Source organism: Sphingomonas faeni (genome assembly GCF_040407505.1).
In the GTDB taxonomy this organism is placed as follows: domain Bacteria; phylum Pseudomonadota; class Alphaproteobacteria; order Sphingomonadales; family Sphingomonadaceae; genus Sphingomonas; species Sphingomonas faeni_E.
Genome location: NZ_JAPZPQ010000003.1, coordinates 415,071 through 440,739 on the forward strand (window position 1 = coordinate 415,071; position 25,669 = coordinate 440,739).

The following is a 25,669-nucleotide window of genomic DNA, read 5'->3' on the forward strand; positions in this document are numbered from 1 at the left end:
AAGGGCTTTGGGAGCCGTTACAGGCCGATGATGCTGATCTGACGCCCATAGGAGGGCTCGCCGCGATGGGTCGCGCGCCGATAGCTGAAGAAGCGATCGTCACCCTCGTCTTTGGCGGTGTAAGTGTCGAGCCCGAGCGCCTCGATCCGGCCGATCCCGGCGACCGCGAGCCGGCTGACGACATAGGCCTCCAGGTCGAACTGGTAATGATCGCCCCTGTTCTCGACGGCACGACCGTCCGCGAAGAAGCGTTCGTTCTCCGGATCCGCCTCGCAGAACCGGCGGATGAAGCCGTCGTCGACCTCATAGCTGGCGCGCGCGATACACGGCCCGACCGCAGCGACGATCCGGTCGCGGTGCGCGCCGATCGCCTCCATCGCGAGGATCGTCGCATCGGTGACGCCGCCAAGCGCGCCCTTCCAGCCGGCATGGGCTGCCGCAACGACGCCGGCGTGCGCGTCGGCGAACAAGACGGGTGCGCAGTCCGCGGTAAGGATGCCGAGCGCGAGGCCGGGACGGTTGGTGACCAGCGCATCGGCATGCGGACGGATCGCGTCGTCGAACGGCTCGATCACGGTCACCGCGTCGGCGGAATGGACCTGGTACAGACCGACGAGTTTCGCGCCGGGAAGGACGGCTTCGGTCGCGCGGCGGCGGTTCTCGGCGATCGTGGCGGGGTCGTCGTCGGACCCGATGCCGACGTTGAGGCTCGCATACGCACCGGTCGAGACGCCGCCACGCCGTCCGAGAAAAGCGTGGGGGATATCGCCAAGTGCTTTCGCGCGGATCGCGTCGATGGTCATATCGACCGCCCCTCCGATAGCTCCACCCCGGCGAAGGCCGGGGCCCAATTGGGGGACGTTGCTGACAGGGGACTGCGCATCGTTACTGCGACCTTTCCAATTGGACCCCGGCCTCCGCCGGGGTGGTACCGATTAGATGCACTATCGACCATCACAACACGAGCCGCATGATCCGGTCATCGTCAGGCTGCTCCCCAACCATGAACACATACCGCCCGATCTCGACGAAGCCGTAACGCTGATAGAACCGGTGCGCCCGGTGGTTATCCACATACACGCTAAGGATCATCTCCGTGCGACCATCAGCGCGCGCAACATCGATCGCCCAGTCCATCAACGCCGGGCCGACACCCGCACCATGCTGGTCACCCCGCACGTAAAGCTGGTGAAGTTCGATTGCCGTCGCGGACCAATCGCCGGGAAACGCCACCGGGCCGATCTTCGCAAACCCAACGATCTCACCGGCCTCGTTCACCGCGACCCGCACCGTGAAGGCAGGATCGGACAGTTGCGCCGGCAACCCCGTCTCACCGAACGTCTGTTCCAAGAAGGCGGCAAGGTCTTCAGGCCGGTACAGCGTACCGAACGTATCAGTGAACGACCGCTTCGCCATCGCGGCGAGTTCTGCGCCATCAGCGGGCGCGGCATCGCGATAGGCGATCATGCAAACGCCGCCGGTGTCGGCCAAGTCGGCGCGGTGATCGCCAGCGCTTTGAAAAGCGTACCCATGTCGTCCATCAACCGCCTACGATCCGCCGCCAATGCTTCCGCCCGCGCAGGCGACGCCTTGGCGAGTGCCGACGTCCGCGAATCGATGCCGAGCGCACCGAGCAGGTCGCGCTGCGTCACCGGTCCCCACGCCACCGCGCCCTCGGCCTGTGCCGCGGCGGCCAGCGTGGTGAAGTCGACATGCGCGGTCAGGTCATGCTCGCCCGGCGCCTCGAACGGATTGGCGAACGCATGCCCACGCACCGCCTGCAACGTGTCGCCGAGCGCCGGCCCCTCATAGCCATAGTCGACCGCGATCAGCGCACCGCCCTGCGCGGCGATCCGCCTGGCGAGACCACGGATGATCGTCACGGCAGCAGGTGAGGTTTCGAGGATCGAGCCTGCGGGCGCGTCGCGGAACGGCTCAGGGATGACGGCATCCGGGAGCGGCTTCCCGGCGATCGGCAGGAACAACAGGTCCTGCGCAGCTACAAGGCGTTCGTGCCACTGCTCGCGCTTCACCAACTGCCGGATCGGCAGCGCATCGAAGAACTCGTTGGCGACGACGATCAGCGGGCGATCTGTCGGCAACGTGTCGATCGTGTCGTGCCACATCGCGTCCGGCACGCGCTCGGCTTGAGCCTTTCGCAACGCCGGGCTGGTCTCGACGAAATGTACCGGCGGTTGGAGCCCGGCCTTCGCCATCGCCCGCGCGGCATCGGCGGCCAGCGTCCCGCGACCCGGCCCAAGTTCGACCCAAGCCACCTCGGGGCGACCAGCGCGGTCCCACAGATCGGCGCACCACAAACCGACAAGCTCGCCGAACATCTGGCTGATCTCGGGCGCGGTGGTGAAGTCGCCCCCCGCCCCCAACGGATCGCGCGTCGCATAATAATGCGCGTTCGCCGCCGCCATATACTGCGCAACGGGGATCGGACCCGCGAGCGCAATTGCGCGGGCAAGACGTTCGGGAAGCGCGGTGTCTATTCCCCTTCCGCTTGCGAGAGGGGTTAGGGGAGGGGCTGGATTATCGTTGGCCATGACGTTTGCGGCCATGCCCTCCCCCAACCCCTCCCGCAAGCGGGAGGGGAGTTAAGCGACGCTCGCCGTCCCCGCGATCGACTCCACCCGCACCCGCCGCTTGGCCGACGTCGCCACAAGATACGCGCCACCGACGATCATCGGCACGCACAACCACTGCCCCATGTGCAGCCCGGTATGCTCGGCAAACGCCCGCAGCTGCGAATCCGGCTCGCGGAAGAACTCCACGGTGAACCGCGCGATCCCGTACCCCAGCACGAACAACCCGACGAGCTTGCCCGGGTCATACCGCGCCTTGGTCTTCCAGAACGCGAACCACAGCAGCGCGAACAGGACCACGCCCTCCAGCCCCGCCTCGTACAGCTGGCTCGGATGCCGCGCCGGCTCGACCATCCCGAACGGCACGGTGCGCTCGAAGATGATCCCCCACGCGACGTCGGTCGGCTTGCCCCACAGCTCGCCATTCACGAAGTTCGCCAGCCGCCCGAAGAACAGCCCGAAGGGCACACAGCACGCGATATAATCGTGCACGCGCAGCCAGTTGAGCTGATGCTTCCGCGCAAACAGGATCAGCCCGATCGACGTGCCGATGACGCCGCCGTGGAACGACATGCCGCCGTCCCAGAGCCGGAAGATCCGCAGCGGATGCAGGAACATCTCGGGCGCGTAGAAGATCACATAGCCGAGCCGCCCGCCGAGGATGATCCCGAGCGTCGCGTAGAATACCAGATCGTCGGCATGCCGCCGCGCCATCGGTGCGCCGGGCTGGGCGAGCAGCTTCAGCAGATACCACCAGCCGAGCAGGATCCCGCCGATATAGGCAAGGCTGTACCAGCGCAGCGTGAAGAAGCCGATCGAGAAGACGTCGGGGTGGAGCCCCAGATCCTCGAAGCGGATGTGACTGCCGACGGCAGGCGCTACGGCACCCGCAGCGGCGGTGATGGTCGACAGGATCAAAGGCTTTTCCCCACGCGTTCGCCCCTGCATAAAGGCCGATAACGATAAGACCAAGTAGGAGAGCGATATGCGGACCGAGCTGGACCTGGCTATGGATTCGACGATGGCCGCGCTGACCGCGCCCGACGGCATGCTGGCGCTCGGGTCGGCCGAGCGGTTCGGCGTGACGCTGCCGACGATCGCCGCCGCGCCGCCCGCACTCAGTTACTATTTCGCGCACTACGCCAACGAGCACCGCGACGCCGTCTTCTTGGTATCAGGCGCCGAGCGCCTGACGTTCGGCGAGGTCTACGCGGCGGCCGAGAGCACCGCCCGCGCCCTCGTCGGCGGCTACGGCATCGCCAAGGGCGACCGAGTCGGCATCGCGATGCGCAATTCGCCATCGTGGATCGTCCTGTACATGGGCATCATTATGGCCGGCGGCGTCACGACGCTGCTCAACGGCTGGTGGCAGTCGGAGGAACTGGAGACCGCGATCGGCGAGGTCGATTGCGCACTCGTGTTCGCCGATCCGCCACGGGTAAGGCGCTTGGCCCAGATTGCGGCTCTGCGCACGCCAGTCGTCGAGATCGACGATTCGCGACCGCTCGCCGAAGCGCTCGAAGCCGTGATCGCGAAAGACGACCACACCGCCGACCTGCCGCTGCTCGGGCCAGAGGATCATGCGACGATCCTGTTCACGAGCGGATCGACCGGCCAGTCGAAGGGTGCGCTCTCCGAACATCGCGCGGTCGTGCAGGGCATCTTCAACTATCTCGGTCAGGCGATGATGATGGTCGGCATCGCCACCGCGCAGGGCAACCCACCGGTCGGCCAGCCGGTCACGCTGCTGACGATCCCGCTGTTCCACATCACGGGCGAAGTGCCGGTGTTCCTCCAAAGCTTCGCGATGGGGCGAAAACTCGTGCTGATGCCGAAATGGGATGCAGGCGAAGCGATGCGGCTGATCGAGGCGGAGGGCGTGACCTATTTCGTCGGCGTGCCTTTGATGAGCTTCGAGATCCTCAACCACCCCGACCGCGCGCAGTACGACCTGTCGACCGTCACCGATTTCGCCGCGGGGGGCGCACCGCGCCCGGTTGATCACGTCCGCCGCATCGACGAGGAGATGGGCGGCAGCGCGCCGCTGATCGGCTACGGCCTGACCGAGACCAACGCGGTCGGCACCGGCAACTGGCGCGGCAATTATCTCGCCAAGCCTAATTCCGCCGGACGTCCCGGCGCGCCATTGGTCGACCTCGCGATCCTCGACGACGCTGGCCACCCGGTCGACCAGGGCCAGCGCGGCGAGGTCTGCATCCGCACGATCTGCAACTTCAAGGAATATTGGAACCGCCCCGACGCGACCGCCGCGGCGTTCACTGTGGACGGCTATTTCCGCACCGGCGACATCGGTTACCTCGACGAGGACGGCTATCTGTTCATCGTCGACCGCAAGAAGGACATCATCATCCGCGGCGGCGAGAACATCTCGTGCCAGGAGGTCGAGGCCGCACTGTACGAACACTCAGCGGTCGCGGAAGCCGCGGTGTTCGGGCTGGCAGACGAGCGCTTCGGCGAGGTCCCCGGCGCAGTGGTAGTGCCGCAGGACGGCGAAACGCTGACCCCGGACGATCTGACCGCGTTCCTCCACCAGCACATCGCCGCGTTCAAGATACCGCAGCGGATCTGGATTTCGGAAGAGCCGCTGCCAAGACTCGGGACGGAGAAGATCGACAAGGTCTCGCTCAAGGCAACGTATAGAGCGATGGCGTAAAGTCCCTCGCCCCTACGGGGAGAGGGAGGGAGGAGCCGCTTGGCGACGGAAGGGAGAGGGGCAGTGAGACTCCCGGCACAGCCCCGGAGACCCACTCCCCCTCATCCGACGCTCCGCGCCACCTTCTCCCCGTGGGGGAGAAGGATTAGAGGCGCACTCATGATCAACAGGCGTGGCATACTCATTAGCGGCGGCGCGGGGATCGGGCTTGTCGTCGCCTGGGGTCTCTGGCCACGAACCTACGCCCCCAACCTCGTCGCCAACCCCGGCGAGACCCCGTTCGGCGCGTGGCTCAAGATTGGCACCGACGGCCACGTCACGGTCGCCGTCCCGCAGGTCGAGCACGGCCAGGGCGTCTACACCACCCTCCCCCAGATCGTCGCGGACGAGCTCGGTGCGGACTGGCGCACGATCGGTGTCGAGCCCGCCCCCCTCAACCCACTCTACGCCAACCCGATCGGCATGCACGACCTGTTCGAAGGCCTGTTCGACCGCCTCCCGCAAGGCACCCCGCAACCACCAATGCTCACCGGCGGATCAAGCTCGATCCGCATGTTCGAGCAAGCCTGTCGCGAGGCTGGTGCGGGCGCCCGCGCGCTGCTCTGCATGGCGGCGGCCAAACGCTGGGACGCCGACTGGACCCAGGTCAATGTCGACGCCGGCTTCTGCACCTACCAAACCAAGCGCATCCGCTTCGCCGCACTCGCCGAGGAGGCCGCGAAGTTCACCCTTCCCGATCCCCTCCCACTCGGCATCCAGGGTGCAGGCAAGCTGGTCGGCAAATCCGTCCCGCGCCTCGACACCCCCTCGAAAGTCGACGGCTCGGCCAATTTCGCGGGCGATGTCCGCCTCGCCGACATGGTCCATGCCGCGATCCGTCAGGGCCCGGTCGGCGGGCGCCTGACAAGGGTCGACCGCGCCGCCGCCGATCGCATCCGCGGCGTGCTGTCCGTGGTCGAGAACCCGCGCTGGGTGGCGGCCGTCGCGACGACAGGGTGGGCCGCACAAAAGGCGCTCGACGCCCTCGCCCCGCGATTCGAGAACGACACCCCGCTCCCCGATACCAGGTCGATCGACGCAGCACTCGACGCCGCGCTCGCCCGTCCCGGCACACAGATGGCCTCGGCAGGCGACCTCGCCGCGACGTTCCAGGGTGCCAAGCTCGTCACCGCGACCTACCGCGCTGGCCTCGGCCTGCACGCACCGATCGAGACCCGCAGCGCAACCGCCTCCTTCTCCAACGGCCGCCTCGAACTCTGGCTGGCAACGCAAGCGCCGGGGCTCGCACGATCGGCAGCAGCGCGCGCGGCGGACCTCAGCGAGGATGCGGTCGTCGTCCATCCGATGCTGATCGGCGGGTCGTTCGGCGCCGCGTTCGAACACGATGTCGCCGAACAAGCGGCGGTGCTCGCGGTCAAACTCCGCCGCCCGGTCAGCCTCGTCTGGTCGCGCGGCGAGGATTCGCTCCACGATCACTACCGCCCACCCGCCGTCGCGAAGATGGCCGCACGGCTCGCCCCCAACGGCGCGATCATGGGCTGGTCGGCCAACATCGCAGCCCCCTCGACCGGCGCCGAGATGGCCCGCCGGATGATGCCGGGCCTCGCGACCGAAGACGCGCTGATCGGCGTCAAAGGCGACCGTTACGCCGTCGCAGGTGCCACGCCAGTCTATCGCATCCCGGCCTATGCGATCGACCACCACCCCGCCGAGATCGGCATCCCGACCGGCCACCTCCGCGGCGGCGCGCATGGCTACACCGCGTTCTTCACCGAATGCTTCCTCGACGAACTCGCGCGCACTGCTCAGTCCGAACCGATGTCGTTCCGCATCGCCATGCTCGGCGGCGAACCGCGACTCGCGCGCTGTCTCTCGACCGCAGCAGCGCTCGGCGGCTGGGACGGCGGCGTCGCCGGCAGCGGCCAGGGCATCGCCGCCCACGCCTTCCGCGGCAGCTACATCGCCGTCATGGCGGAGGCGCACATCGGCCCCGACCAGCGCCCGGTGGTCGACCGCCTCGTCGCCGCGGTCGATTGCGGTGCGCAGATCAATCCCGACATCGTTCGCCAACAGATCGAGGGCGGGCTGATCTTCGGCATGGCCGCCGCGCTCGGCGCTTCGACCGGTTTCACCCGCGGCCTCGCCGACGCGCGCGGGTTCGACACGATCACCCTGCCCCGTCTCGCCGACACGCCCGATATCACGGTAGAGGTCATCCGCAGCGACGAAGCGCCCGGCGGCGTCGGCGAACTCGGCGTCCCCGCGGTCGCTCCGGCGATCGCCAACGCACTCTATGCGTCAACGGGCTTCCGCATCCGCAATTTGCCTTTAAGACCAGCGCCATGACCCTGCCCCCCGATCACCCCCCGATTCCGAAACCCAAGATCGGCGTGCTGCTGATGAACCTCGGCACGCCAGACGGCCCCGATGCGAAATCGGTGAAGCGCTATCTCGGCGAGTTCCTGTCCGACTCACGCGTCGTCGAGATCCCGCAGATCGCATGGCAGCCGATCCTTCGCGGCATCATCCTCAACACGCGGCCGAAAAAGTCCGCGCATGCCTATTCGCAGGTCTGGCGCGAGGACGGCTCGCCGCTTGCCGCGATCACGCGGTTGCAGGCGGCTGCGCTGAAGGATGCGTTCGGGCCGGAAGTACTCGTCGACTGGGCGATGCGCTACGGCAATCCGTCGATTTCAGACCGGCTGACGGCGATGAAGGCGGCGGGCTGCGAACGCATCCTGCTCGCGCCGCTCTACCCGCAATATTGCGCAGCAACGACCGCGACCGCGAACGACAAGGCGTTCAAGCATCTCGCCGGTCTGCGCTGGCAGCCGGCGATTCGCACGCTGCCGCCCTATTACGACGACACGCTCTATATCGACGCGCTGAAGGACTCGCTCGAAGAGGGGCTCTCCGCGCTCGATTTCACGCCCGATGCGACCGTCGCCAGTTTCCACGGGATGCCGAAGCGGACGTTGCAGCAGGGCGATCCGTATCACTGCCACTGCCAGAAGACCGCGCGGTTGCTCGGCGAGCGCATGGGGCGCGAGCTGACGATCGCGTTCCAGTCGCGGTTCGGGCCGCAGAAGTGGCTGGGGCCGGCGACCGACGAGACGCTCGTCGCGCTGGCGAAGGCGGGCAAGACCAAGGTCGCGATCTTTGCGCCGGGCTTCTCCGCCGATTGCCTGGAGACGCTGGAGGAACTGTCGATCCGCGGGCGCGAGAGCTTCGAAGAGGCTGGCGGGACGCACTTCGCCTATCTCCCCTGCCTCAACGACAGCCCGGTCGGCGTGGAAATGTTGCGCAGCATTTTGGCGCGCGAGCTTGAAGGATGGGTGCGGGCTGGCTAGCCTTCGGCAAAACACTGAGGAGAGAGACTGATGGCACGCGTCGCAATTGTAACCGGTGGTACGCGCGGAATCGGCGAAGCGATCAGTCTCGCATTGCAGGACATGGGACTGACGGTGGCTGCCACCTATGCGGGCAACGACGACCGGGCCCGCGAGTTCACCGAGCGCACCGGGATCAAGGCGTACAAGTGGGACGTCGCCAATTACGACGCGTGCCAAGCCGGCTGCGCGCAGGTCGCCGCCGATCTGGGCGACGTCGACATCGTCGTGAACAACGCCGGCATCACCCGCGACGGCACCATCCTGAAGATGACGTACCAGGATTGGAAAGAGGTGATGGACACCAATCTTGGCGGTTGTTTCAACATGGCCAAAGCCGTCTTCCCCGGCATGCGCACGCGCAAATGGGGGCGGATCGTCAACATCGGCTCGATCAACGGCCAAGCCGGGCAGTACGGCCAGGTGAACTATGCTGCGGCCAAGTCCGGCATCCACGGCTTCACGAAGGCCTTGGCGCAGGAGGGCGCGCGCGCGGGCGTGACGGTCAACGCGATCGCGCCTGGGTATATCGATACGGACATGGTGGCGGCGGTGCCGGCCGACGTGCTGGAGAAGATCGTCGCCAAGATCCCGGTCGGACGCTTGGGCCAGGCGACCGAAATCGCGCGCGGCGTAGCGTTTCTCTGCTCGGAGGAGGGCGGGTTCGTTACCGGCTCGACGTTGAGCATCAATGGCGGGCAGCACATGTACTGACGGGCGCAGGCAGCGCAAAGCGCAGCCGATGCCCGCGAGCAAAGCGAAGCGGGCAGCGCCCGGCACGGCCGGCGGGTTCGGCTAGCCGAACCCGTCCGACGGCGGCTTTGCCGACGGCGCTGAGTGGATGTCTACCGGATAACCAAGAACGGTACTGCTTAATCCTGGGCCCCCGCCTTCGCGGGGGAACTAGGACAGGTAGCACTACTTAGACCGAATCCCACATCATCCGCGGCGCGCAGGGATGCCACCACCAAACGACCGGCAACCTGCTCCCTCTCCTCTTCGGGGAGAGGGTCGGGGTGAGGGGTCGTTCCAGGCGCAGCATTGCTTGGCTACCCCTCACCCAACCCTCTCCCCGAAGGGGAGAGGGCTATCCCGGCTCAAACTAGGACGGCAAGCCGTCACCCATCGCTAACACGCTCGATATCCGCACCAACCGCGCTCAGCTTCTCCTCAAGCCGCTCATACCCGCGATCCAAGTGATACACCCGCCCCACAGACGTCTCGCCATCCGCCGCCAACCCCGCCAGAATCAAGCTCATCGAAGCCCGCAGGTCGGTCGCCATAACCTGCGCGCCGACCAGCTTGTCGACGCCGCGAACCATCGCGGTGCGGCCGTGGACCTGAATGTCCGCGCCCATCCGTGCCAGTTCCGGCACGTGCATGTAGCGGTTCTCGAAGATCGTCTCGGTCAGCATGCTGGCGCCGTCGGCCTTGCACAACATCGCCATGAACTGCGCCTGCATGTCGGTCGCGAACCCGGGGTACGGCGCGGTCGACAGCGTCAGCGGCTTCAGCTTGCCGTCCGACGCAACGCGCACGCCGTCCTTGGTCGGCGTCACGGAAACGCCGGCCTCGACCAGCGCATCGATCGTCGCGCCCATGTCCGGGATCGCCACGCCGACCAGTTCCAGGTCGCCGCCGGTGATCGCCGCAGCACATGCGTAGCTACCCGCCTCGATCCGGTCGGGCATCACCGCATAGGTCGCGCCGTGCAGCCGGTCGCGGCCTTCGATCGTCAGCGTCTCGGTGCCGATCCCGTCGATCGACGCGCCCATCGCGACGAGGCAGTTGCACAGGTCGACGATCTCGGGTTCGCGCGCCGCGTTCTCGATTACCGACGTGCCCTTGGCGAGCACCGCCGCCATCACGACATTCTCGGTCGCGCCGACCGACACGATCGGGAAGCGGAAACGGCCGCCCGGCAGGCGTCCCCCCGGCGCGATCGCCTTCACATAGCCCGCCGCCATCTCCAGTTCGGCACCGATTGCTTCCAGAGCGCGCAGATGAAGATCGATCGGGCGATTGCCGATCGCACAGCCGCCCGGCAGCGACACCGTCGCCTCGCCGCCCCGCCCGAGCAGCGGCCCGAGCACCAGGATCGACGCGCGCATTTTTCGCACGATGTCGTAGGGCGCCTCGGTCGAGGTGAGGTTGCCCGCGCGGATCGTCATCACCCGGCCGAAATCCTCCGGCCGCGTGCCCTGGATCGCGGTCGACGCGCCCAGCTGGTTGAGCAGATGACCGAAGCCATCGACATCCGCCAGCCGCGGCAAATTACGCAGCGTCAGCGGCTCTTCGGTCAGCAGCGCGCACGGCATCAGCGTGAGCGCGGCGTTCTTCGCGCCGGAGATGGGCAAGCGCCCGGACAGGCGATTGCCGCCGCGAATGAGAATACGGTCCATCCCGGGTGTCTATCGCGGCTGGCGTTCTGCGCAAGGGCCGCGCATCGATCGGGCGACAGGCGGACGCTGGCCGGGGGTCGAGTCCCGCGTCGGGACCGGGCGCGCCTTCCGAAGCGCTAACACACCCCGCTTGATCGACTTTAATGCGCGGAAATCCTAGCTTTGCTCTGTGGTTCTCGAACATTGGGGACCATTACAGAGTGCCGGACAGCTGCTTCGCCGACCGCGTCGGCGATCTCATCGACCTGTCGATGAACGAGAAGGCTGCGTTAGCGCGGTTGGAGGAGCGCCCGCGAGACTTGCGTCGCGGTGCCGTCCTCGTGCGCGAGAATGATCCGCAGGCCGAACTCTTCATCCTGCAGCGCGGCATGGCGATGAGCTATGTGCTGCTCGACGACGGTAGCCGCCAGATTCTACGCTTCCTCTATGCCGGCGACATGCTGGCGGTCTCCGCGCTCGTCTATCGCGATTCGCCCGAAACGGTGGTCGCGCTGACCGATTGCACGGTCTGTTCGTTCGATCGCTCAGCAATGACCGGGCTGGTCACCGATCATCCGCGGCTGTCGGCGTTGATCATGGTGATGAACCAGATGGAGAAGGTCGCGCTGACCGACCGGCTCGCCGCGCTCGGCCGGACCTCGGCCAAGGCGCGGATCGCGGCGTTGCTGCTTGAGATGCGCAACCGACTGCGGATGCGCGACCGCGCGATGGGCAACAGCTTCACGCTTGGCCTGACGCAGGAGGAGATCGGCGACGCCACCGGCCTCACCGCGGTCCACGTCAACCGGATGCTGCGGCAGTTGGAAGAGGACGGCCTGATCCGCCGCGAGATGGGCCGCGTCACGCTGCTCAACGAGGTGCAATTGGCGCAGGCCGCGAACTACATCGACCGTTTCGAAGGGCTCGACCTGCGCTGGTTGCCGCCGGCGCGGTAACCCCTTCCTTCAATCCTCACCCGCAAGGGGGAGGTGGCTGGCTCTTGCCAGACGGAGGGGGAGGATACGAAACAGGGGTGGCGCGTGCCGCCCCCTCCGTCACCTTCGGTGCCACCTCCCCCTGGCGGGGGAGGATCAGCAGACGGTTAGCTCAAGCCTTCTCGAGCGTGCACTGTAGCGGGTGCTGGTTCTGCTTGGCGAAATCCATCACCTGCGACACCTTGGTCTCCGCCACCTCGTAGCTGAACGTGCCACACACCCCGACGCCCTTCTGGTGGACGTGCAGCATCACGCGAGTCGCGGCCTCCATGTCCATGCGGAAGAAGCGCTGTAGGCACAGCACGACGAATTCCATCGGCGTATAATCGTCGTTGAGCATCAGCACGCGGTACGGCGTCGGCTGTTTGGTCTTCGCGCGCGTCTTGGTCGCGATACCGGCGCCGGTGCCGTTACCGTCCTCGCCACCATCGTCGCGGCGCTCGGCCATCTGCTCGCCCGTCCGCTGGGGAGTCGTCATTTCAGGGGTCAAAAGCATGCTGCCAAAATATGGCATGCCGGGGGGCAAGGGCAAGGGGGCGCCCGCAAACCTCGCGCGAAAACCGCAAACGCAAAAGGGGCGACCGTCGCGTGACGGCCGCCCCTTTCGTAACGCACTGCCGCGAAGGCGGCGCGCTGTCGACTTAGGCCGAGATCTTCATCTTGTCGGTCGCGACCGCAACGCGGTTCGAGATCGGCTGTGCGAACTCGCCGAACATCTTGAGCATCCGCTCGGTCGAGCGCGAGCCCTCGGCGATCATCGTGTCGAACGCGGTGCGTGCATAATCGCCCTGGAGCTTCATGAACTCGGTCGGCGACTTGGCGGCGGCGAGCGTCTTGGCGGCTCCGGTCGCGCTCTCGAACGAGGTCTTGGCGTAGTCGGCCGCTTCCTGGCCAAGCGCTTCGACGTTCTTCGCGGCGATCTTCGACGATTCGACGAGCGCCTCGATGTTGCCCTTGCCGAAGGCGACGAAATCTTCCGCCATCTTCGCCGACTTCTCCATTGCGCCCTTGGCCTGCTCGGTGAACTCGGCAGTGTTCGAGCCGCTGAACAGGGCCTTGGTCTTCTCGGTGATGCTCTGGATCGTGTCCATCATGGCGTCCTTTGTTTCGCTGGCAGGGATCCCCGTTGGCGCGGCGGCCTGGATCGGGGCGGGAATGTCCGTGTGCGGCGATACAAAAGCAGCCGCGAGAGGTTGAGGTGCCGGCGTCTTGGCGATCGGCTCAGGTGCCGGTTTCGCCGGCTTGGCGACGGTCCGAGGAGCCTTCGCGGTGGCGGCAGGCTTCGAAACGACCTTGGCCGTTCGTTTCACGATATCCACCATCCACGCACCTCTCTTCGGAGTTATGTCGCGGTCTTCATACACCAATTCTCGCGCCGCACAATAAAATTGTGCACTGCACCATGACGCAAACGTAAGGTAGCGCTATCGGCTCTTCACATACTCCCCAGGTGCCTCGCCGAGCGCCTTCAGCGCCCCCTCACCCGGCAACCGCGCACCGTCCGCCGCCACCGTCTCGGCACCCAGCGCGCGCAACCATTCGACCCAATCCGGCCACCAGCTGCCCTTCGTTTCCGTCGCACCGGCAACGAAGTCGGCGAGCGTCGTGTGCGCCCCCGGATTGGTCCAGTATTGATACTTCCCGGCAGCCGGCGGATTGACCACGCCCGCGATATGCCCCGACCCGGCCAGTACGAACTTCAGCGGCCCGGCAAACAAGTGCGTGAGTTTCCAGACGCTTTCGGCCGGGGCGATATGATCCTCGCGCCCCGCCTGGACATAGCTCGGCGTCGCGACCTTGGTCAGGTCGATCGGCGTGCCGTCGACCGTGATCGCGCCCTTCGCCAGCAGATTGTCGCGGTACAGGTCGGTCAAATAGCTCAGATGCCATTTCGCAGGCAGGTTGGTTGTGTCGCCGTTCCAGTGGAGCAGGTCGAACGGCACGTAATCCTGCCCCAGCAGGTAATTCTGCGTGACGTAGTTCCAGATCAGGTCGCGCCCGCGCAGTAGATTGAACGTCGTCGCCATGTACCGCCCGTCGAGAAACCCCTCGGGCGACAGCGACGCGACCATCTTCAGCTGCTCGTCGTCGATGAAATGCTGCAGTTCGCCAGCCTGCGCGAAATCGACCTGCGCGGTGAAGAACGTCGCGCTCGCGACCTTCGCGGCCTCGCCCCGCGCCGCCAGCAACGCCAGCGTCGCGGCCAGCGTCGTCCCCGCCACGCAATAGCCGATCGTATGCACCGCCGGCACGTCGAGCGCGGCGCGAACCGTGTCGATCGCCTCGACCTGCGCGCCGACGTAATCGTCCCAGACCACGTCCTTCATGCTCGAATCGGCCGACTTCCACGACACCATGAACACGGTGATGCCCTGCTCCACCGCCCAGCGAATGAAGCTCTTCTCCGGCGTCAGGTCGAGAATGTAGAACCGGTTGATCCACGGCGGAAAGATTACCAAGGGTGTCGCCAGCACCTTGTCGGTAGTCGGACTGTACTGGATCAGCTCATAGAGCGGCGTGCGTTTCACCACCTTGCCCGGCGTCATCGCCAGGTTGCGCCCGAGCTCGAACGCGCCGTCCGGCGTATGCGTCACCTGCCCGCGAGCAAGGTCCGCCATCATGTTCTTGAGGCCCTTCAGCAGATTCTCGCCGCGCGTCTCGATCGTCTTCTCGATCACCTGCGGGTTGGTTAGCGCGAAATTGGTTGGGCTCATCGCATCGACGAACCCCTTGGTCGCGAACCGCAACTGCTCCTTCTGCTTAGGGTCGAGGCCGTCCACCGCCTCGACGCCGCGAAGCATGTGGTCGCCGATCAGCTCGTAACTCTGCCGGATCAGGTCGAACACCGGCTCGCGCCATTGCGGCGCCTTGAAGCGCTTGTCGGTGACCGGCGCGGGCTCGGGCGCCTTGGCGGGATCGAGAAACCGCTGCCACAGCGTCAGGCTCTCGGCCCAAAAATCGCGCGCGCGCTCCAGTGTCGCGGGGTCGGTGAAACCCGGAATCGCGGGAATACCGTCGGGCTTGGCCTGCATCGCCGCAAGCCCCTGCTCCATCATCATCTGCTGCGCACGCCCCATCACCCACGTCCAATGCTGGAGATCGGGCAGGGTCGGCGTGGAGGCGTCGGGAGGAGTATCGGCCATGGCATCCTCTGCTTTTTCGGGAGCTTAGCCGAGGCAACGGTCCAGCGGAAGGACATGTAGATTCGACCACGCCGCTCGCAACACCCCCACCGTCATCCTGACGAAAGTCAGGACCCAGAGCCGCAAACGCCGCCACCCGTAACCCTGGGTCCTGACTTTCGTCAGGATGACGGAGCATTTGTGGCGTCGCCCGCCTGCGCTCAGCCAAAATACCCCAGCTTTCGCCCTCTCGACGAATGAGGCGGATGACGCCCCCTCTCACCTGCGGTACAGCACCCGCTCCTCCAGCTAGAGGCTGATCATGTCCGAAGACTTCTACCGCATCAAACGCTTACCCCCCTATGTCATCGCCGAAGTGAACGCGATGCGGGCGGCGGCGCGCGCGGGCGGCGAGGACATCATCGATCTTGGCATGGGCAATCCCGACCTGCCGCCCCCCGAGCACGTCATCGAGAAGCTCGTCGAAGTCGCGCGCAAACCCAGCGCGCACGGCTATTCGCAGTCGAAGGGCATCCCCGGGCTCCGGAAAGCGCAGGCGAATTATTACGGCCGCCGCTTCGGGGTCGACGTCGATCCCGAGACCGAGGTCGTCGTCACGATGGGCTCGAAGGAAGGCCTTGCGAGTCTGGCCACCGCGATCACCGCGCCCGGCGACGTCGTGCTTGCGCCCAACCCGTCCTATCCGATCCACACCTTCGGCTTCATCATCGCCGGCGCGACGATCCGCGCGGTACCGACGACGCCGGACGAGGCGTATTTCGAGAGCCTCGAGCGCGCGATGGCGTTCACCGTCCCCGCGCCGTCAGTGCTGGTGATGGGTTATCCGTCGAACCCGACCGCCGAAGTCGTCGATCTCGCCTTCTACGAGCGCGTCGTCGCGTTCGCGAAGAAGCACAAGCTGTGGGTGATCTCCGACCTCGCCTATTCGGAGTTGTATTTCGACGGCAAGCCGACCCCCTCGATCCTCCAGGTGCCGGGCGCGAAGGACGTCGCGATCGAGTTTACCTCGCTCAGCAAGACCTATTCGATGGCCGGTTGGCGGATGGGTTTCGGGGTCGGCAACAAGACGCTGATCGCAGCGATGACGCGCGTGAAGTCGTACCTAGATTACGGCGCGTTCACGCCGATCCAGGCCGCCGCCTGCGCCGCGCTCAACGGCCCCCAGGACATCGTCGAGCGCAACCGCCAGCTCTACCACAAGCGCCGCGACGTGCTGGTGGAAAGCTTCGGCCGAGCCGGCTGGGACATACCGAGCCCCCGTGCGAGCATGTTCGCCTGGGCCCCGCTCCCGCCCGCGCTCGCGCACTTAGGTAGCCTTGAGTTCACCAAACAATTGCTGACCCACGCGCACGTCGCGGTGGCTCCAGGGGTGGGCTACGGCGAAAACGGCGAGGGCTATGTGAGGATCGCGATGGTCGAGAACGAACAGCGGCTCCGCCAGGCGGCGCGCAACGTGAAGAAATATCTCCAGTCGATGGGCGTCAACACGCCCGCGCGTGGCGCCGGCTAACCCGCCAGCGTGGATATCAATCCGTTATATTCGGTGGCCGGCGTGCTCGTCGGCCTCATCGTCGGGCTGACGGGTGTCGGCGGCGGATCGTTGATGACGCCGCTGCTGGTGCTCGTCTTCGGCTTCCACCCCGCCACCGCGGTCGGCACAGACCTGCTCTACGCGTCGGCGACCAAAACGGTCGGCACGACGGTCCACGGCTGGCGCGGCACGGTCGACTGGCAAGTCGTCCGCCGGCTTGCGACCGGCAGCGTCCCCGCGGCGATCGCGACATTGCTCGTGCTCAACCACCTCGGCGAGAAATCGTCCGACACCGGCCACGCGATCACCGTCGTGCTCGGCGTGACGCTGATCCTGTCGGCAGTCGCGACCTTCTTCCGCGGCAAGATCGTCGCGTGGCTGACACCTCGCGTGGGTACGGTCGGCGGCGAGCGCCAGGCGATGCTGACCATCCTGCTCGGCGCAGTCCTCGGCGTGCTCGTCTCGCTGACCTCGGTCGGCGCCGGCGCGCTGGGCATGACCGCGCTGTTGATCCTGTACCCCACCCTCCCCATCAACCGGTTGGTCGGATCGGACATCGCCCACGCCGTGCCGTTGACGCTGCTCGGCGGGATCGGCCACTGGATTCTCGGCTCGGTCGACGTCGACCTGCTCGTGTCGTTGCTGATCGGCTCGATCCCCGGCATCATCGTCGGCAGCCTGATCGCCACGCGCGTCTCCGACCGCGTGCTGGTGCCTGTCCTCGCGACCGTGCTGGCGCTGGTCGGCGTGAAACTGATCTTCTGACATGAGGCCGGGGTTCGCCTTCTCGACGCGATTCCGCGTGCGCTATGCGGAGATCGACGGCCAGCGCATCGTCTTCAACTCGCGCTATCTCGAATATGCCGACGTCGCGGTGACCGAGTTCTGGGAATGGACCGGGATCGCCGAAGCGCTGCCGGATGTCTGGCCGACCACCGAGTTCAATGTCCGCCGGACCGAGATCGATTACCTCAAACCGTTCCGCCTGGGGGATACGGTGGAAGCGTTCGTGCGGATCGAAAAGCTCGGGACGACGAGCCTGACAAAACGCTTCGAACTCGCGCATGCGGAGACCGGGGAATTGCACACCGTCATCACCATGGTCAGCGTGCACGTCGATCTTGAGACCGGCCGCCCGGTAGCTCTGCCGGACACGATCCGCACGGTGCTGGAAGCGCTGCCCGCCCAATAAACCTTAGATAGCATGTTCCCCCGCGAAGGCGGGGGTCCAGACTGGGCTCCCGCCTTCGCGGGAGAACAAGGAAGAGAGGGCGAAGGCAGTTACTCCGCCGCCTCGGCCTCAGCCTCCACCCCGTCCCCGGCAACCTCGCCCGGAAGCGCCCAGATTAGATCGCCCTTCCCCAGCACGCGCCCGTCATGCGACCGTACCGACACCGGCTGCAACGGCCGCCGATCGCGCGCGTCGACCAGGATCGGGAACGCCGGCACGCACGTCTCCCACCGCTCGCCCCATTGCCGCAGCGCGATCATCGTCGGCAGCAGCGCGAAACCCTTGTCGGTCAGACCGTAGGCGATCTTGCGCCGATCCTCCGGAATAGGCTGCCGCTCCAAAATCCCATGCTCGACCAGCCGCGCCAGCCGGTTCGCCAGGATATTGCGCGCAATCCCCAGTTCCGACTGGAACTCCTCGAAATGATGCAGGCCATTGAACGACGCGCGCAGGATCAGGAACGACCAGCGCTCACCCATCGCCTCCAACGCGGCGGGCAGGCTGCATTCGAGCAGGGGTTCGCGCAATTTTCCCACGGCGTCTTCCTTATTGGACAGCAACGGTACCGCATAAAACGCCGGAGCGAAATGCTCCTCCGATTTCAGTTGCAACTCGCAACTAATCGGAATAGGTCTCGATTAGAAACCTTTTAGGAGTCTACCGATGTCCGTCATCACCCGCGCCCTTCTGACCGCCATTCCCGCCCTGACGACGGGGTTCGCCTCACTGGTCGCGACACCGGCATCGGCCCAGGCCCCCATCAATTATTATGTAGCCGTCCCTGCCGCGGCGCCAACCTCCACGCGGTTGATCACCAACGGTACGCCGTGGCGCTGGGAGAATGCGGCATTCGTCTCCAGCAAGGCACCCCAGCGCGACGTGATCCTCTGCGCCGCGGTCGCCAAGCGCGTGGGGCCGCTCGCCAGTTTTACGGTCGCGGGCAAGGCCTATGACGCCGAAGCGCTGGCCGCGTGCAACAACCACGCGAAATAACGAGGATTTTGTTGCAAAAGGGCGCGGCCCGGCCCCATCTACGGTCCGTGCTGCGCCAATATGAACTGGTCGATCGCGTCCTCGACTACGATCCCGACGCCGACGAGGCGATGCTGAACCGCGCCTATGTCTTCTCCATGCAAGCGCATGGGAGCCAGAAACGCGCGTCCGGCGATCCGTATTTCAGCCACCCGATCGAGGTGGCCGGGATCCTGACCGACCTCCATCTCGATGCGGAGACGATCGCCACCGCGATCCTCCACGACACGATCGAGGATACCGTCGCCACGCCCGAGGAGATCGAGCGGCTGTTCGGCGCCTCCGTCGCGCGGCTGGTCGATGGCGTGACGAAGCTCAGCAAGATCGAGGCGCAGACCGAAAACGAACGCGCCGCCGAAAATCTGCGCAAATTCCTGCTTGCGATGTCCGACGACATCCGCGTGCTGCTGGTGAAGCTCGCCGACCGCCTGCACAACATGCGGACGCTGCATCACATCTCGAAGCCCGAGAAGCGCCGTCGCATCGCCAAGGAGACGATGGACATCTATGCGCCGCTCGCCGAGCGGATCGGCATGTACGAGTTCATGCGCGAGATGCAGTCGCTCGCGTTCGAACAGCTCGAACCCGAAGCCTCCGAATCGATCAACCGCCGCCTAGAACAGCTGAAAAAGGGCGATGGCGACCGCATCGCCAAGATCGCCTCGGGCCTGAAGCTGGTCCTGTCTCGCGCCGGGGTCGAGGCGGATATCTCGGGGCGCGAAAAGCATCCCTATTCGATCTTCCGAAAGATGTCGGAGCGCCACATCAGCTTCGAACAGTTGTCCGACGTGATGGCCTTCCGCGCGATCGTGCCGACCGAGGAGGATTGCTACCGCGTGCTCGGGATCATCCATCAGCGCTGGCCGATGGTGCCGGGCCGGTTCAAGGACTATATCTCGACGCCCAAGCGCAACGGCTATCGCTCGCTGCACACCTCGGTGATCCACGCCGACAGCGCGCGGATCGAAATCCAGATCCGTACCGCCGACATGCACGCACAGGCCGAATTCGGCCTCGCCGCGCACTGGGCGTACAAGCAGCAGATCAACGGCAGCGATCGGCAAGTCAGCTGGATCCGCGACCTGGTCGAGATCCTCGATACCGCCGAGAGCCCTGAAGAGCTGCTCGAACACACGCGGATGGCGATGTACACCGATCGCATCTTCGCGTTCACGCCGAAGGGCGAGCTGATCCAGCTCCCCAAGGGCGCGACCTCGATCGATTTCGCGTACGCGGTGCACACAGATCTCGGCGACCAAGCGGTCGGCGCCAAGGTCAACGGCCGCGTCGTGCCGCTGTCGACGGTGATCGAGAATGGCGACCAGGTGCAGATCCTCCGCTCGAAGGGCCAGTCGCCGCAGCCGCAATGGCTCAACGTCGCGACCACGGGCAAGGCGCTCGCCGCGATCCGCCGCCACCTCCGCCAGAAGGAACGTGTGGAGCAGATTGCACTGGGCCGCACGCTGTACGACGATATCGTCACGCGGTTGCCTGCGCAGATCGGCACGGATGCGCTGAGCCACGCGCTGAAGCGGCTGAAGCTCCCCGACGATTCGTCGCTAATGGTCGCGATCGCGCGGCGGACGCTGTCCGATGCCGCGGTGATGGAGGCGCTGATGCCCGGCTCGGCGGGCGCGGACGTGACGCATGCGCTCGCGCCGCAATCGAGCGCGATCTCGATCAAGGGCCTGACCCCCGGAGTCGCCTACGACTTGGCGACGTGCTGCCATCCCGTGCCGGGCGACCGGATCGTCGGCTTGCGTCGGCCCGATGCGGGGATCGAGGTCCACGCGATCGACTGCCGGGTGCTGGGCGAACTCGCAGAGCGTTCCGAGAACGAGACCGACTGGGTCGACGTCGCCTGGGGCGACGAGACCGAGGGCGCCGTCGCGCGCATATCGGTGATGGTGAAGAACGAGCCGGGCTCGCTCGGGATCGTCTCGTCGATCATCGGCGGGCACAAGGCGAACATCATCAACCTGCGGCTCGATACGCGCGACAAGAGCTTCCATACGAACGAGATCGACGTCGAGGTCCACGACGTGCAGCAGCTGATGCGGCTGATGGCGGGCCTGCGCGCGGCGGATGCGGTGCACACCGTGGAGCGGGTGTAGGATTTGTTGCGCACTACACATGGCGACCGCTAGACGGGCCGGATGAACCGCCCGTCTCTTTCGATTGTCGTCCCCTGCTATAACGAGGCGGCGTGCCTCGACATCCTGCACGCGCGCATTTCCGGCGCGGCGAAAGTCGCCGTCGGCGACGATTACGAGATCGTCCTGATCAACGATGGCTCGCGCGACGACAGCTGGCCGGTGATGCAGCGCCTCGCCGCCGCCGACCCGCGGCTGGTCGCGATCAACCTCTCGCGCAACCACGGCCACCAGCTCGCACTCACCGCCGGTCTCGATCTCTGCGCTGGCGAGCAGATCCTGATCATCGACGCCGATCTCCAGGATCCGCCCGAACTCCTGTCCGACATGCGCGCGGCAATGGCGGCAAGCCAGGCCGACGTGGTCTACGCAGTGCGCCGCCAGCGCGCGGGCGAAACGGTCTTCAAGAAAGCCACCGCCGCCGCCTTCTACCGCCTGCTGACCCGGATGACCGAAACGCCGATCCCGCTCGACACCGGCGACTTCCGCCTGATGAGCCGGCGGGCGCTGGATGCGTTCCTGTCGCTTCCCGAACAGGCCCGCTTCATCCGCGGCATGGTCGCCTGGATCGGCTTCAAGCAGGTCCCCTTCCCGTATGATCGCGCCGAGCGACTGGCGGGCGAGACGAACTACCCGCTGGCGAAGATGATCCGCCTCGCGTTCGACGCCGTCACCGGCTTCTCGACCGCGCCGTTGCGGTTCGCCAGCCATGCGGGGCTTGCGCTGACCGGCGTATCGCTGCTGCTGTTCGTCTATATCGCGATCGGCTGGCTCTCGGGCAGCGCGGTGCAGGGCTGGACCTCGACTATGCTGGTCACCGTGTTCCTAGGCGCGGTGCAGATGTTCGTGCTGGGCATGATCGGCGAGTATCTCGGGCGTCTGTATGTCGAGTCGAAACGACGGCCGCTGTATATCGTCGCGGACGTCGCGGGCCCGATCCAGGGGAAAGCGACGCTCGGGTTCCGCGCCGAGCCGGTCGAGGCCCCGCACCTGGATGACGCGCCCCCGAGTTTGCCAGTCCAAAGGTTAGGATAAAGTCACACCAAGGAACGCTTCGACAGGCCGCGAAGAGGGGTATTCATCGTCATACGCGTGCCAAGCCGGTGGGCGCCTGGAGTACACAGCCGATAGCGACGGCCTGAACGAACCGGACGACGAGCATGACACCGGCGGGGCGTGTAGGACAGCGGGAAATGCCCCGGAGTTTCGCCACCTCGGCGAAGGCTGGGAGCCAGTTGGAAAGGCCGCCGAAACGACGCGCGCCCGAAGTCGGTGACGGTCCCCAACTGGGCCCCGGCCTTCGCCGGGGTGGCATTTGGCGGTAGGTCCCAGTCTCCACCCTCCGTTCGTGCGGCGTGTAGTCGAAGCCCCTGTGCGCGCGGCTTGTCCTTCGACTTCGCTCAGGACGAACGGTAAGAAGGCGGTACGTCCCTCGCGTGTCAGCGGGGCACCGCCAGCGTCACGATCGAGACCCCCGGGGTCATCGGCATGCGACCCACCATGTGCCGCTCCAGTCGGAAAATCTTCTCGAACAGCGCGTTCACCAGCTTGGGTGGCGGGGAGTCGTCGCTGTCGTCGCGGCCGGAGAGGCGGCCGGCGATCCGTGCCGCCGCGGCCAGCGGGAACAGCAGAGAATTGAAATAGCCGAGCTTTTCCGGCTTCAGGCCCGCCGTCTCGATCGCTGTCTTGAGCGTGGCCTTCGAATAGCGGCGGTGGTGGTGGTTCACGGTGTCGTGTGCGCTCCACATCCACTGGTGCGCCGGGACCGCGATCAGGATCTTGCCGCCGGGGGCGAGGCAATCCGCCATCGCCTTCAGCGCGGCGACGTCGTCCTCGATATGCTCGACCACATCGAGCACCGCGATCAGGTCATAGTGCGCGCGGGGCACGCCCGGCAGTTCGGGCAGAGGCGCGGCGCCGACCGGCTTCCCCAGCCGTTCGCTCGCGATCTTGCGCGCCGCCGGATCGATCTCGATCGCGTCGATCTCACCGAACTCGGCCAGCATCGGCAGGTTATGCCCGGTGCCGCAGCCGATCTCGAGGATCTTCGCATCCTTCGGCAATGCGCCGTAGCGGGTCAGGTAATCGGCCAGGATGTCGCGGCGCGCGCGGTACCACCAGTGGGTGGAATCGTGGGCGGCCATCCGGTCGTAGACGATGCGGTCCATCAGTAAGTCGCCCAATTCATTGGAAGTATCAGTTGAAAACCCAGAAACGGTTGAGCACGAACGTCACGATCGCGGCAAGAAAGACGGCCGGAACTAGCGGGATCCAAGGGTGGAGATGCAACAGCGCCGTGCCGATCCACGTGATGACCGCGTTGAGACTCAGCCCCGCGGCCTGAACGATCACGAACTTCACATGGCGCGCTGCACCCGGCTCCTTCGCGTGCCCCTTGAAGCTCCAGCGGCTGTGCAGGAAGAACCCGACCACCACCGCGACCGCAAACGCGAACGGCACTGCGGCCACCGCTTGGCGTGGCGGGAAGACATACGCCGTCAGCGGCAGGTACACGAGCGAATAGACGACGCTGGAAATACCGCCGGCGATGCCGAAGCGCACGAGCTGGCCGAGCACGCCGCTCGCCCGCATCTGCTCCACCTGTCGCCAAATCGCCTGCATGCCCGCCTTGTTCTTTACCCTCCGGCGATCGCGCCGGTGCCTTGTTCTTTACGGGCACCGCGATAGAGCGGCGCTTGATATACGCCCGCGCATCTAGAGTGCGTGCGGGCCGGAGGAAAGCGTTTTGGATCAGGCACCACTTCAGCGGCGGACGTTGCTGGACGAACTCGATCGGCATTGGATCGCGCTTACGCTGCTCGCCTGGGTGGCGGTGGCGGCGTGGTCGATGGTCGATCGCTGGGGCCAGATCCGCTGGCTGTCGCTTGGTGATACCGACGACAACATGCGCCTGATGCAGGTCCGCGCGCTGCTCGACGGCCAGGGCTGGTACGATCTGCGCAACTACCGGATGAACCCGCCGGTCGGGTTCGACATCCACTGGAGCCGGATCGTCGACCTGCCGATCGCCGGGCTGATCCTGTTCTTCCGCCTGTTCACCAGCAACAGCTGGGCCGAACGGCTCGCCTGCGGGATCGCGCCGTTGCTGCCGCTGTCGATCGCGATGCTCGGCATCGGCGCGACGGTGCGCCGGCTTATCAGCCCGTATGCGTGGCCGCTGGCGGTCGTGTTCATGGTCGGCGCGACCGGCACGATGCTGATGTTCATGCCCGAGCGGATCGATCACCACGGTTGGCAGCTCGCGATGTTGAGCCTCACGGTAGCGGGCCTGTGCGATGCGAACGGCCGACGTGGTGGCGCTATGGTCGGGATCGCGAGCGCGGTGTCGCTGTCGATCGGGCTCGAGCTGTTGCCCTACGCGGCGATGGCGGGCGCGATCATCGCGCTGCGCTGGGTGTGGGACCGGTCGGAAGCCGAACGCCTGTCGATCTATGCGCTGACGTTGGGAGGCGGCAGCACGCTCGGGTTCGCGCTGTTCGCGTCGAACGCCAACCAGGCGATGCGGTGCGATGCGCTGACGCCGGTGTGGTTGAGCGTGATGATCGCGGCGGGGATGCTGCTGTTCCTGCTCGCGCGGTTCGGGCCGGCGTCGCGCGGGATGCGACTGGCGCTGGCAGTGGCGGCGGGTGCGGCGATCGTCGCCGGTTTTGCCCTCGTCTTCCCGCAGTGCCTGGGACGGCCCGAGGGCATTTCGCCCGAGCTGCAGCGCAACTGGCTGGACAATGTTCGCGAGGCCAAGCCGATCTACAAGCATAGTTTCCGCGTCGGGTTCGCGCTCGCGACGCTGCCGATCATCGGCCTGATCGGGGCGGCGATCGCAGCGTGGCGCGCGCGTCGTGATCAAAGCGCAGTCGGCTGGGCGGCGGTCGCGCTGTTCACCGCGTTCGCCTGCGCGATGCTGTTGTGGCAGGTCCGCGCCGGACCCGCCGCGCAGATGCTGGCGATCCCGGGAGCGACCGCGCTCGCCTGGCTGATCATCCCGCGGTTGCTCGGCAACCGATCGATCGCAGTGCGCGTGCTGGGGACGGCCGCGGCGTTCCTGATCGTCTCGGGGATGTTCGCCGGGATGGTGCTCAAATACCTGCCGATCGACCGGCCGAAGCCGTATGAAAAGCGCGTCAACATGGCGACCGGCGACTGCCTGCGCACCACCGTGCTGCTCGCGCTGAACAAATACCCCGCGCAGACGATCTTCACCTTCGTCGACATGGGCCCGCGGCTGATCACGATCACGCATCACGACGCGATCGCGGGGCCGTATCACCGGAACGGCGACGCGATCCTCGACGTGCAGCACGCGTTCGGACGGTCTGCGGACGAGGCGCATGCGATCATCAGGCGCCACGGCGCGACGATGCTGCTGCTGTGTCCGAACGCGGCCGAATCGACCAACTATAAGGCGCGCAGTCCGAAGGGGTTCTACTCGGAACTGGCGAAGAACAAGATCCCGGCGTGGCTGACCCCACTCCCGCTGCCGGCGAAGTCGCCGCTGCGGTTGTTCAAGGTGGACTGAGTTCTCCCGCTCCCG

At 66.1% G+C, this 25,669-nt stretch carries 23 protein-coding genes; 12 read left to right on the top strand and 11 right to left on the bottom strand.

Annotated elements, in window-relative coordinates; all coding sequences use genetic code 11:
• Window positions 1–17: 17 nt before the first annotated feature.
• From pgeF to lgt, 4 genes are all read right to left on the bottom strand, one after another.
• Window positions 18–803 (bottom strand): peptidoglycan editing factor PgeF, encoded by a 786-nt coding sequence (gene pgeF, locus O6X71_RS12785; RefSeq protein WP_353466174.1) that lies wholly within the window; start codon window positions 801–803, stop codon window positions 18–20.
• A 151-nt stretch (window positions 804–954) separates the two neighbouring features.
• Complete coding sequence (locus O6X71_RS12790) at window positions 955–1,491, bottom strand: GNAT family N-acetyltransferase (RefSeq protein ID WP_353466175.1); 537 nt, start codon at window positions 1,489–1,491, stop codon at window positions 955–957.
• Window positions 1,464–2,552: a class I SAM-dependent methyltransferase gene (locus O6X71_RS12795; RefSeq protein WP_435368486.1), complete on the bottom strand. Its 1,089-nt coding sequence runs from the start codon at window positions 2,550–2,552 to the stop codon at window positions 1,464–1,466. Before O6X71_RS12795 ends, O6X71_RS12790 begins: the two co-directional genes overlap by 28 nt.
• Before the next feature lie 51 nt (window positions 2,553–2,603).
• On the bottom strand, window positions 2,604–3,539 hold the full coding sequence (lgt, locus tag O6X71_RS12800) for a prolipoprotein diacylglyceryl transferase (protein WP_435368482.1): 936 nt from the start codon (window positions 3,537–3,539) through the stop codon (window positions 2,604–2,606).
• Between the two features lie 37 nt (window positions 3,540–3,576).
• On the opposite strand from lgt, the gene O6X71_RS12805 reads away from it, so the two are divergent.
• The 4 genes from O6X71_RS12805 (at window position 3,577) to phbB (ending at window position 9,368) form a co-directional block, all read left to right on the top strand.
• Window positions 3,577–5,265, top strand: coding sequence for a class I adenylate-forming enzyme family protein (locus O6X71_RS12805; protein ID WP_353466177.1), 1,689 nt, complete (start codon window positions 3,577–3,579; stop codon window positions 5,263–5,265).
• A gap of 159 nt (window positions 5,266–5,424) precedes the next feature.
• The gene (locus tag O6X71_RS12810) at window positions 5,425–7,611 is read left to right on the top strand and encodes a xanthine dehydrogenase family protein molybdopterin-binding subunit (protein WP_353466178.1); all 2,187 of its coding nucleotides are present in this window, start codon (window positions 5,425–5,427) and stop codon (window positions 7,609–7,611) included.
• The gene (hemH, locus tag O6X71_RS12815; protein ID WP_353466179.1) at window positions 7,608–8,615 is read left to right on the top strand and encodes a ferrochelatase; all 1,008 of its coding nucleotides are present in this window, start codon (window positions 7,608–7,610) and stop codon (window positions 8,613–8,615) included. The genes O6X71_RS12810 and hemH overlap by 4 nt, the downstream gene beginning before the upstream one ends.
• A 30-nt stretch (window positions 8,616–8,645) precedes the next feature.
• Window positions 8,646–9,368, top strand: a complete 723-nt coding sequence (phbB, locus tag O6X71_RS12820) for an acetoacetyl-CoA reductase (RefSeq protein WP_353466180.1) — start codon at window positions 8,646–8,648, stop codon at window positions 9,366–9,368.
• Window positions 9,369–9,772: 404 nt separating this feature from the next.
• Here the strand turns inward: phbB and murA are convergent, their stop codons facing one another.
• Window positions 9,773–11,056: a UDP-N-acetylglucosamine 1-carboxyvinyltransferase gene (gene murA, locus O6X71_RS12825; protein WP_353466181.1), complete on the bottom strand. Its 1,284-nt coding sequence runs from the start codon at window positions 11,054–11,056 to the stop codon at window positions 9,773–9,775.
• A 251-nt stretch (window positions 11,057–11,307) separates the two neighbouring features.
• On the opposite strand from murA, the gene O6X71_RS12830 reads away from it, so the two are divergent.
• Window positions 11,308–11,991, top strand: a complete 684-nt coding sequence (locus O6X71_RS12830) for a Crp/Fnr family transcriptional regulator (RefSeq protein ID WP_056488277.1) — start codon at window positions 11,308–11,310, stop codon at window positions 11,989–11,991.
• Between the two features lie 151 nt (window positions 11,992–12,142).
• On the opposite strand, the gene clpS is transcribed toward O6X71_RS12830, so the two are convergent.
• The 3 genes from clpS to O6X71_RS12845 all read right to left on the bottom strand — a co-directional run bounded on the left by clpS (window position 12,143) and on the right by O6X71_RS12845 (window position 15,173).
• Entirely contained in the window at window positions 12,143–12,478 is a 336-nt protein-coding gene (gene clpS, locus O6X71_RS12835) for an ATP-dependent Clp protease adapter ClpS (protein WP_353443345.1), read from the bottom strand.
• A 193-nt stretch (window positions 12,479–12,671) separates the two neighbouring features.
• Window positions 12,672–13,349 (bottom strand): phasin family protein, encoded by a 678-nt coding sequence (gene phaP / locus O6X71_RS12840; RefSeq protein WP_353466182.1) that lies wholly within the window; start codon window positions 13,347–13,349, stop codon window positions 12,672–12,674.
• Window positions 13,350–13,454: 105 nt separating this feature from the next.
• Window positions 13,455–15,173 carry a PHA/PHB synthase family protein gene (locus O6X71_RS12845; protein ID WP_353466183.1) on the bottom strand — a complete coding sequence of 573 codons (1,719 nt, stop codon included), beginning with the start codon at window positions 15,171–15,173 and terminating at the stop codon, window positions 13,455–13,457.
• Window positions 15,174–15,474: 301 nt separating this feature from the next.
• Here O6X71_RS12845 and O6X71_RS12850 point away from each other — a divergent pair, with 301 nt between their 5' ends.
• The 3 genes from O6X71_RS12850 to O6X71_RS12860 are packed head-to-tail and all read left to right on the top strand — an operon-like array spanning window position 15,475 to window position 17,896.
• Window positions 15,475–16,683 (top strand): LL-diaminopimelate aminotransferase, encoded by a 1,209-nt coding sequence (locus O6X71_RS12850; protein WP_093398371.1) that lies wholly within the window; start codon window positions 15,475–15,477, stop codon window positions 16,681–16,683.
• 9 nt (window positions 16,684–16,692) lie between these two features.
• Entirely contained in the window at window positions 16,693–17,469 is a 777-nt protein-coding gene (locus O6X71_RS12855) for a sulfite exporter TauE/SafE family protein (protein WP_248522471.1), read from the top strand.
• A gap of 1 nt (window position 17,470) precedes the next feature.
• Window positions 17,471–17,896 carry an acyl-CoA thioesterase gene (locus tag O6X71_RS12860; RefSeq protein WP_353466184.1) on the top strand — a complete coding sequence of 142 codons (426 nt, stop codon included), beginning with the start codon at window positions 17,471–17,473 and terminating at the stop codon, window positions 17,894–17,896.
• 89 nt (window positions 17,897–17,985) lie between these two features.
• Here the strand turns inward: O6X71_RS12860 and O6X71_RS12865 are convergent, their stop codons facing one another.
• On the bottom strand, window positions 17,986–18,414 hold the full coding sequence (locus O6X71_RS12865; protein ID WP_056054707.1) for a winged helix-turn-helix transcriptional regulator: 429 nt from the start codon (window positions 18,412–18,414) through the stop codon (window positions 17,986–17,988).
• Window positions 18,415–18,598: 184 nt separating this feature from the next.
• Between O6X71_RS12865 and O6X71_RS12870 the strand changes: the two genes are divergently transcribed.
• The 3 genes from O6X71_RS12870 to O6X71_RS12880 are packed head-to-tail and all read left to right on the top strand — an operon-like array spanning window position 18,599 to window position 22,155.
• A complete protein-coding gene (locus O6X71_RS12870; RefSeq protein WP_353466185.1) occupies window positions 18,599–18,928 on the top strand; it encodes a CC_3452 family protein in 330 nt (109 codons plus the stop codon).
• A 47-nt stretch (window positions 18,929–18,975) separates the two neighbouring features.
• Window positions 18,976–21,081: a RelA/SpoT family protein gene (locus O6X71_RS12875; protein WP_353466186.1), complete on the top strand. Its 2,106-nt coding sequence runs from the start codon at window positions 18,976–18,978 to the stop codon at window positions 21,079–21,081.
• A 42-nt stretch (window positions 21,082–21,123) separates the two neighbouring features.
• Entirely contained in the window at window positions 21,124–22,155 is a 1,032-nt protein-coding gene (locus O6X71_RS12880; RefSeq protein ID WP_353466187.1) for a glycosyltransferase family 2 protein, read from the top strand.
• Between the two features lie 404 nt (window positions 22,156–22,559).
• Here the strand turns inward: O6X71_RS12880 and O6X71_RS12885 are convergent, their stop codons facing one another.
• Entirely contained in the window at window positions 22,560–23,288 is a 729-nt protein-coding gene (locus O6X71_RS12885) for a class I SAM-dependent methyltransferase (RefSeq protein ID WP_353466188.1), read from the bottom strand.
• 28 nt (window positions 23,289–23,316) lie between these two features.
• Window positions 23,317–23,742 (bottom strand): GtrA family protein, encoded by a 426-nt coding sequence (locus O6X71_RS12890; protein ID WP_353466189.1) that lies wholly within the window; start codon window positions 23,740–23,742, stop codon window positions 23,317–23,319.
• A 124-nt stretch (window positions 23,743–23,866) separates the two neighbouring features.
• Here O6X71_RS12890 and O6X71_RS12895 point away from each other — a divergent pair, with 124 nt between their 5' ends.
• Complete coding sequence (locus O6X71_RS12895; protein WP_353466190.1) at window positions 23,867–25,654, top strand: AcrB/AcrD/AcrF family protein; 1,788 nt, start codon at window positions 23,867–23,869, stop codon at window positions 25,652–25,654.
• Window positions 25,655–25,669 lie beyond the last annotated feature (15 nt).

Bases quoted from the DNA above. Each gene is read 5' to 3' on its own strand.
- O6X71_RS12850 (WP_093398371.1), top strand. From the start codon at position 15,475: ATGTCCGAAGACTTCTACCGCATCAAACGCTTACCCCCCTATGTCATC.
- O6X71_RS12795 (WP_435368486.1), bottom strand. From the start codon at position 2,552: ATGGCCAACGATAATCCAGCCCCTCCCCTAACCCCTCTCGCAAGCGGA.
- murA (WP_353466181.1), bottom strand. From the start codon at position 11,056: ATGGACCGTATTCTCATTCGCGGCGGCAATCGCCTGTCCGGGCGCTTG.
- O6X71_RS12880 (WP_353466187.1), top strand. From the start codon at position 21,124: ATGAACCGCCCGTCTCTTTCGATTGTCGTCCCCTGCTATAACGAGGCG.
- lgt (WP_435368482.1), bottom strand. From the start codon at position 3,539: ATGCAGGGGCGAACGCGTGGGGAAAAGCCTTTGATCCTGTCGACCATC.
- O6X71_RS12830 (WP_056488277.1), top strand. From the start codon at position 11,308: ATGAACGAGAAGGCTGCGTTAGCGCGGTTGGAGGAGCGCCCGCGAGAC.
- hemH (WP_353466179.1), top strand. From the start codon at position 7,608: ATGACCCTGCCCCCCGATCACCCCCCGATTCCGAAACCCAAGATCGGC.
- O6X71_RS12845 (WP_353466183.1), bottom strand. From the start codon at position 15,173: ATGGCCGATACTCCTCCCGACGCCTCCACGCCGACCCTGCCCGATCTC.
- O6X71_RS12885 (WP_353466188.1), bottom strand. From the start codon at position 23,288: ATGGACCGCATCGTCTACGACCGGATGGCCGCCCACGATTCCACCCAC.
- O6X71_RS12870 (WP_353466185.1), top strand. From the start codon at position 18,599: ATGTCCGTCATCACCCGCGCCCTTCTGACCGCCATTCCCGCCCTGACG.
- O6X71_RS12810 (WP_353466178.1), top strand. From the start codon at position 5,425: ATGATCAACAGGCGTGGCATACTCATTAGCGGCGGCGCGGGGATCGGG.
- O6X71_RS12805 (WP_353466177.1), top strand. From the start codon at position 3,577: ATGCGGACCGAGCTGGACCTGGCTATGGATTCGACGATGGCCGCGCTG.
- O6X71_RS12865 (WP_056054707.1), bottom strand. From the start codon at position 18,414: ATGGGTGAGCGCTGGTCGTTCCTGATCCTGCGCGCGTCGTTCAATGGC.
- pgeF (WP_353466174.1), bottom strand. From the start codon at position 803: ATGACCATCGACGCGATCCGCGCGAAAGCACTTGGCGATATCCCCCAC.
- phbB (WP_353466180.1), top strand. From the start codon at position 8,646: ATGGCACGCGTCGCAATTGTAACCGGTGGTACGCGCGGAATCGGCGAA.
- clpS (WP_353443345.1), bottom strand. From the start codon at position 12,478: ATGGCCGAGCGCCGCGACGATGGTGGCGAGGACGGTAACGGCACCGGC.
- O6X71_RS12890 (WP_353466189.1), bottom strand. From the start codon at position 23,742: ATGCAGGCGATTTGGCGACAGGTGGAGCAGATGCGGGCGAGCGGCGTG.
- O6X71_RS12860 (WP_353466184.1), top strand. From the start codon at position 17,471: ATGAGGCCGGGGTTCGCCTTCTCGACGCGATTCCGCGTGCGCTATGCG.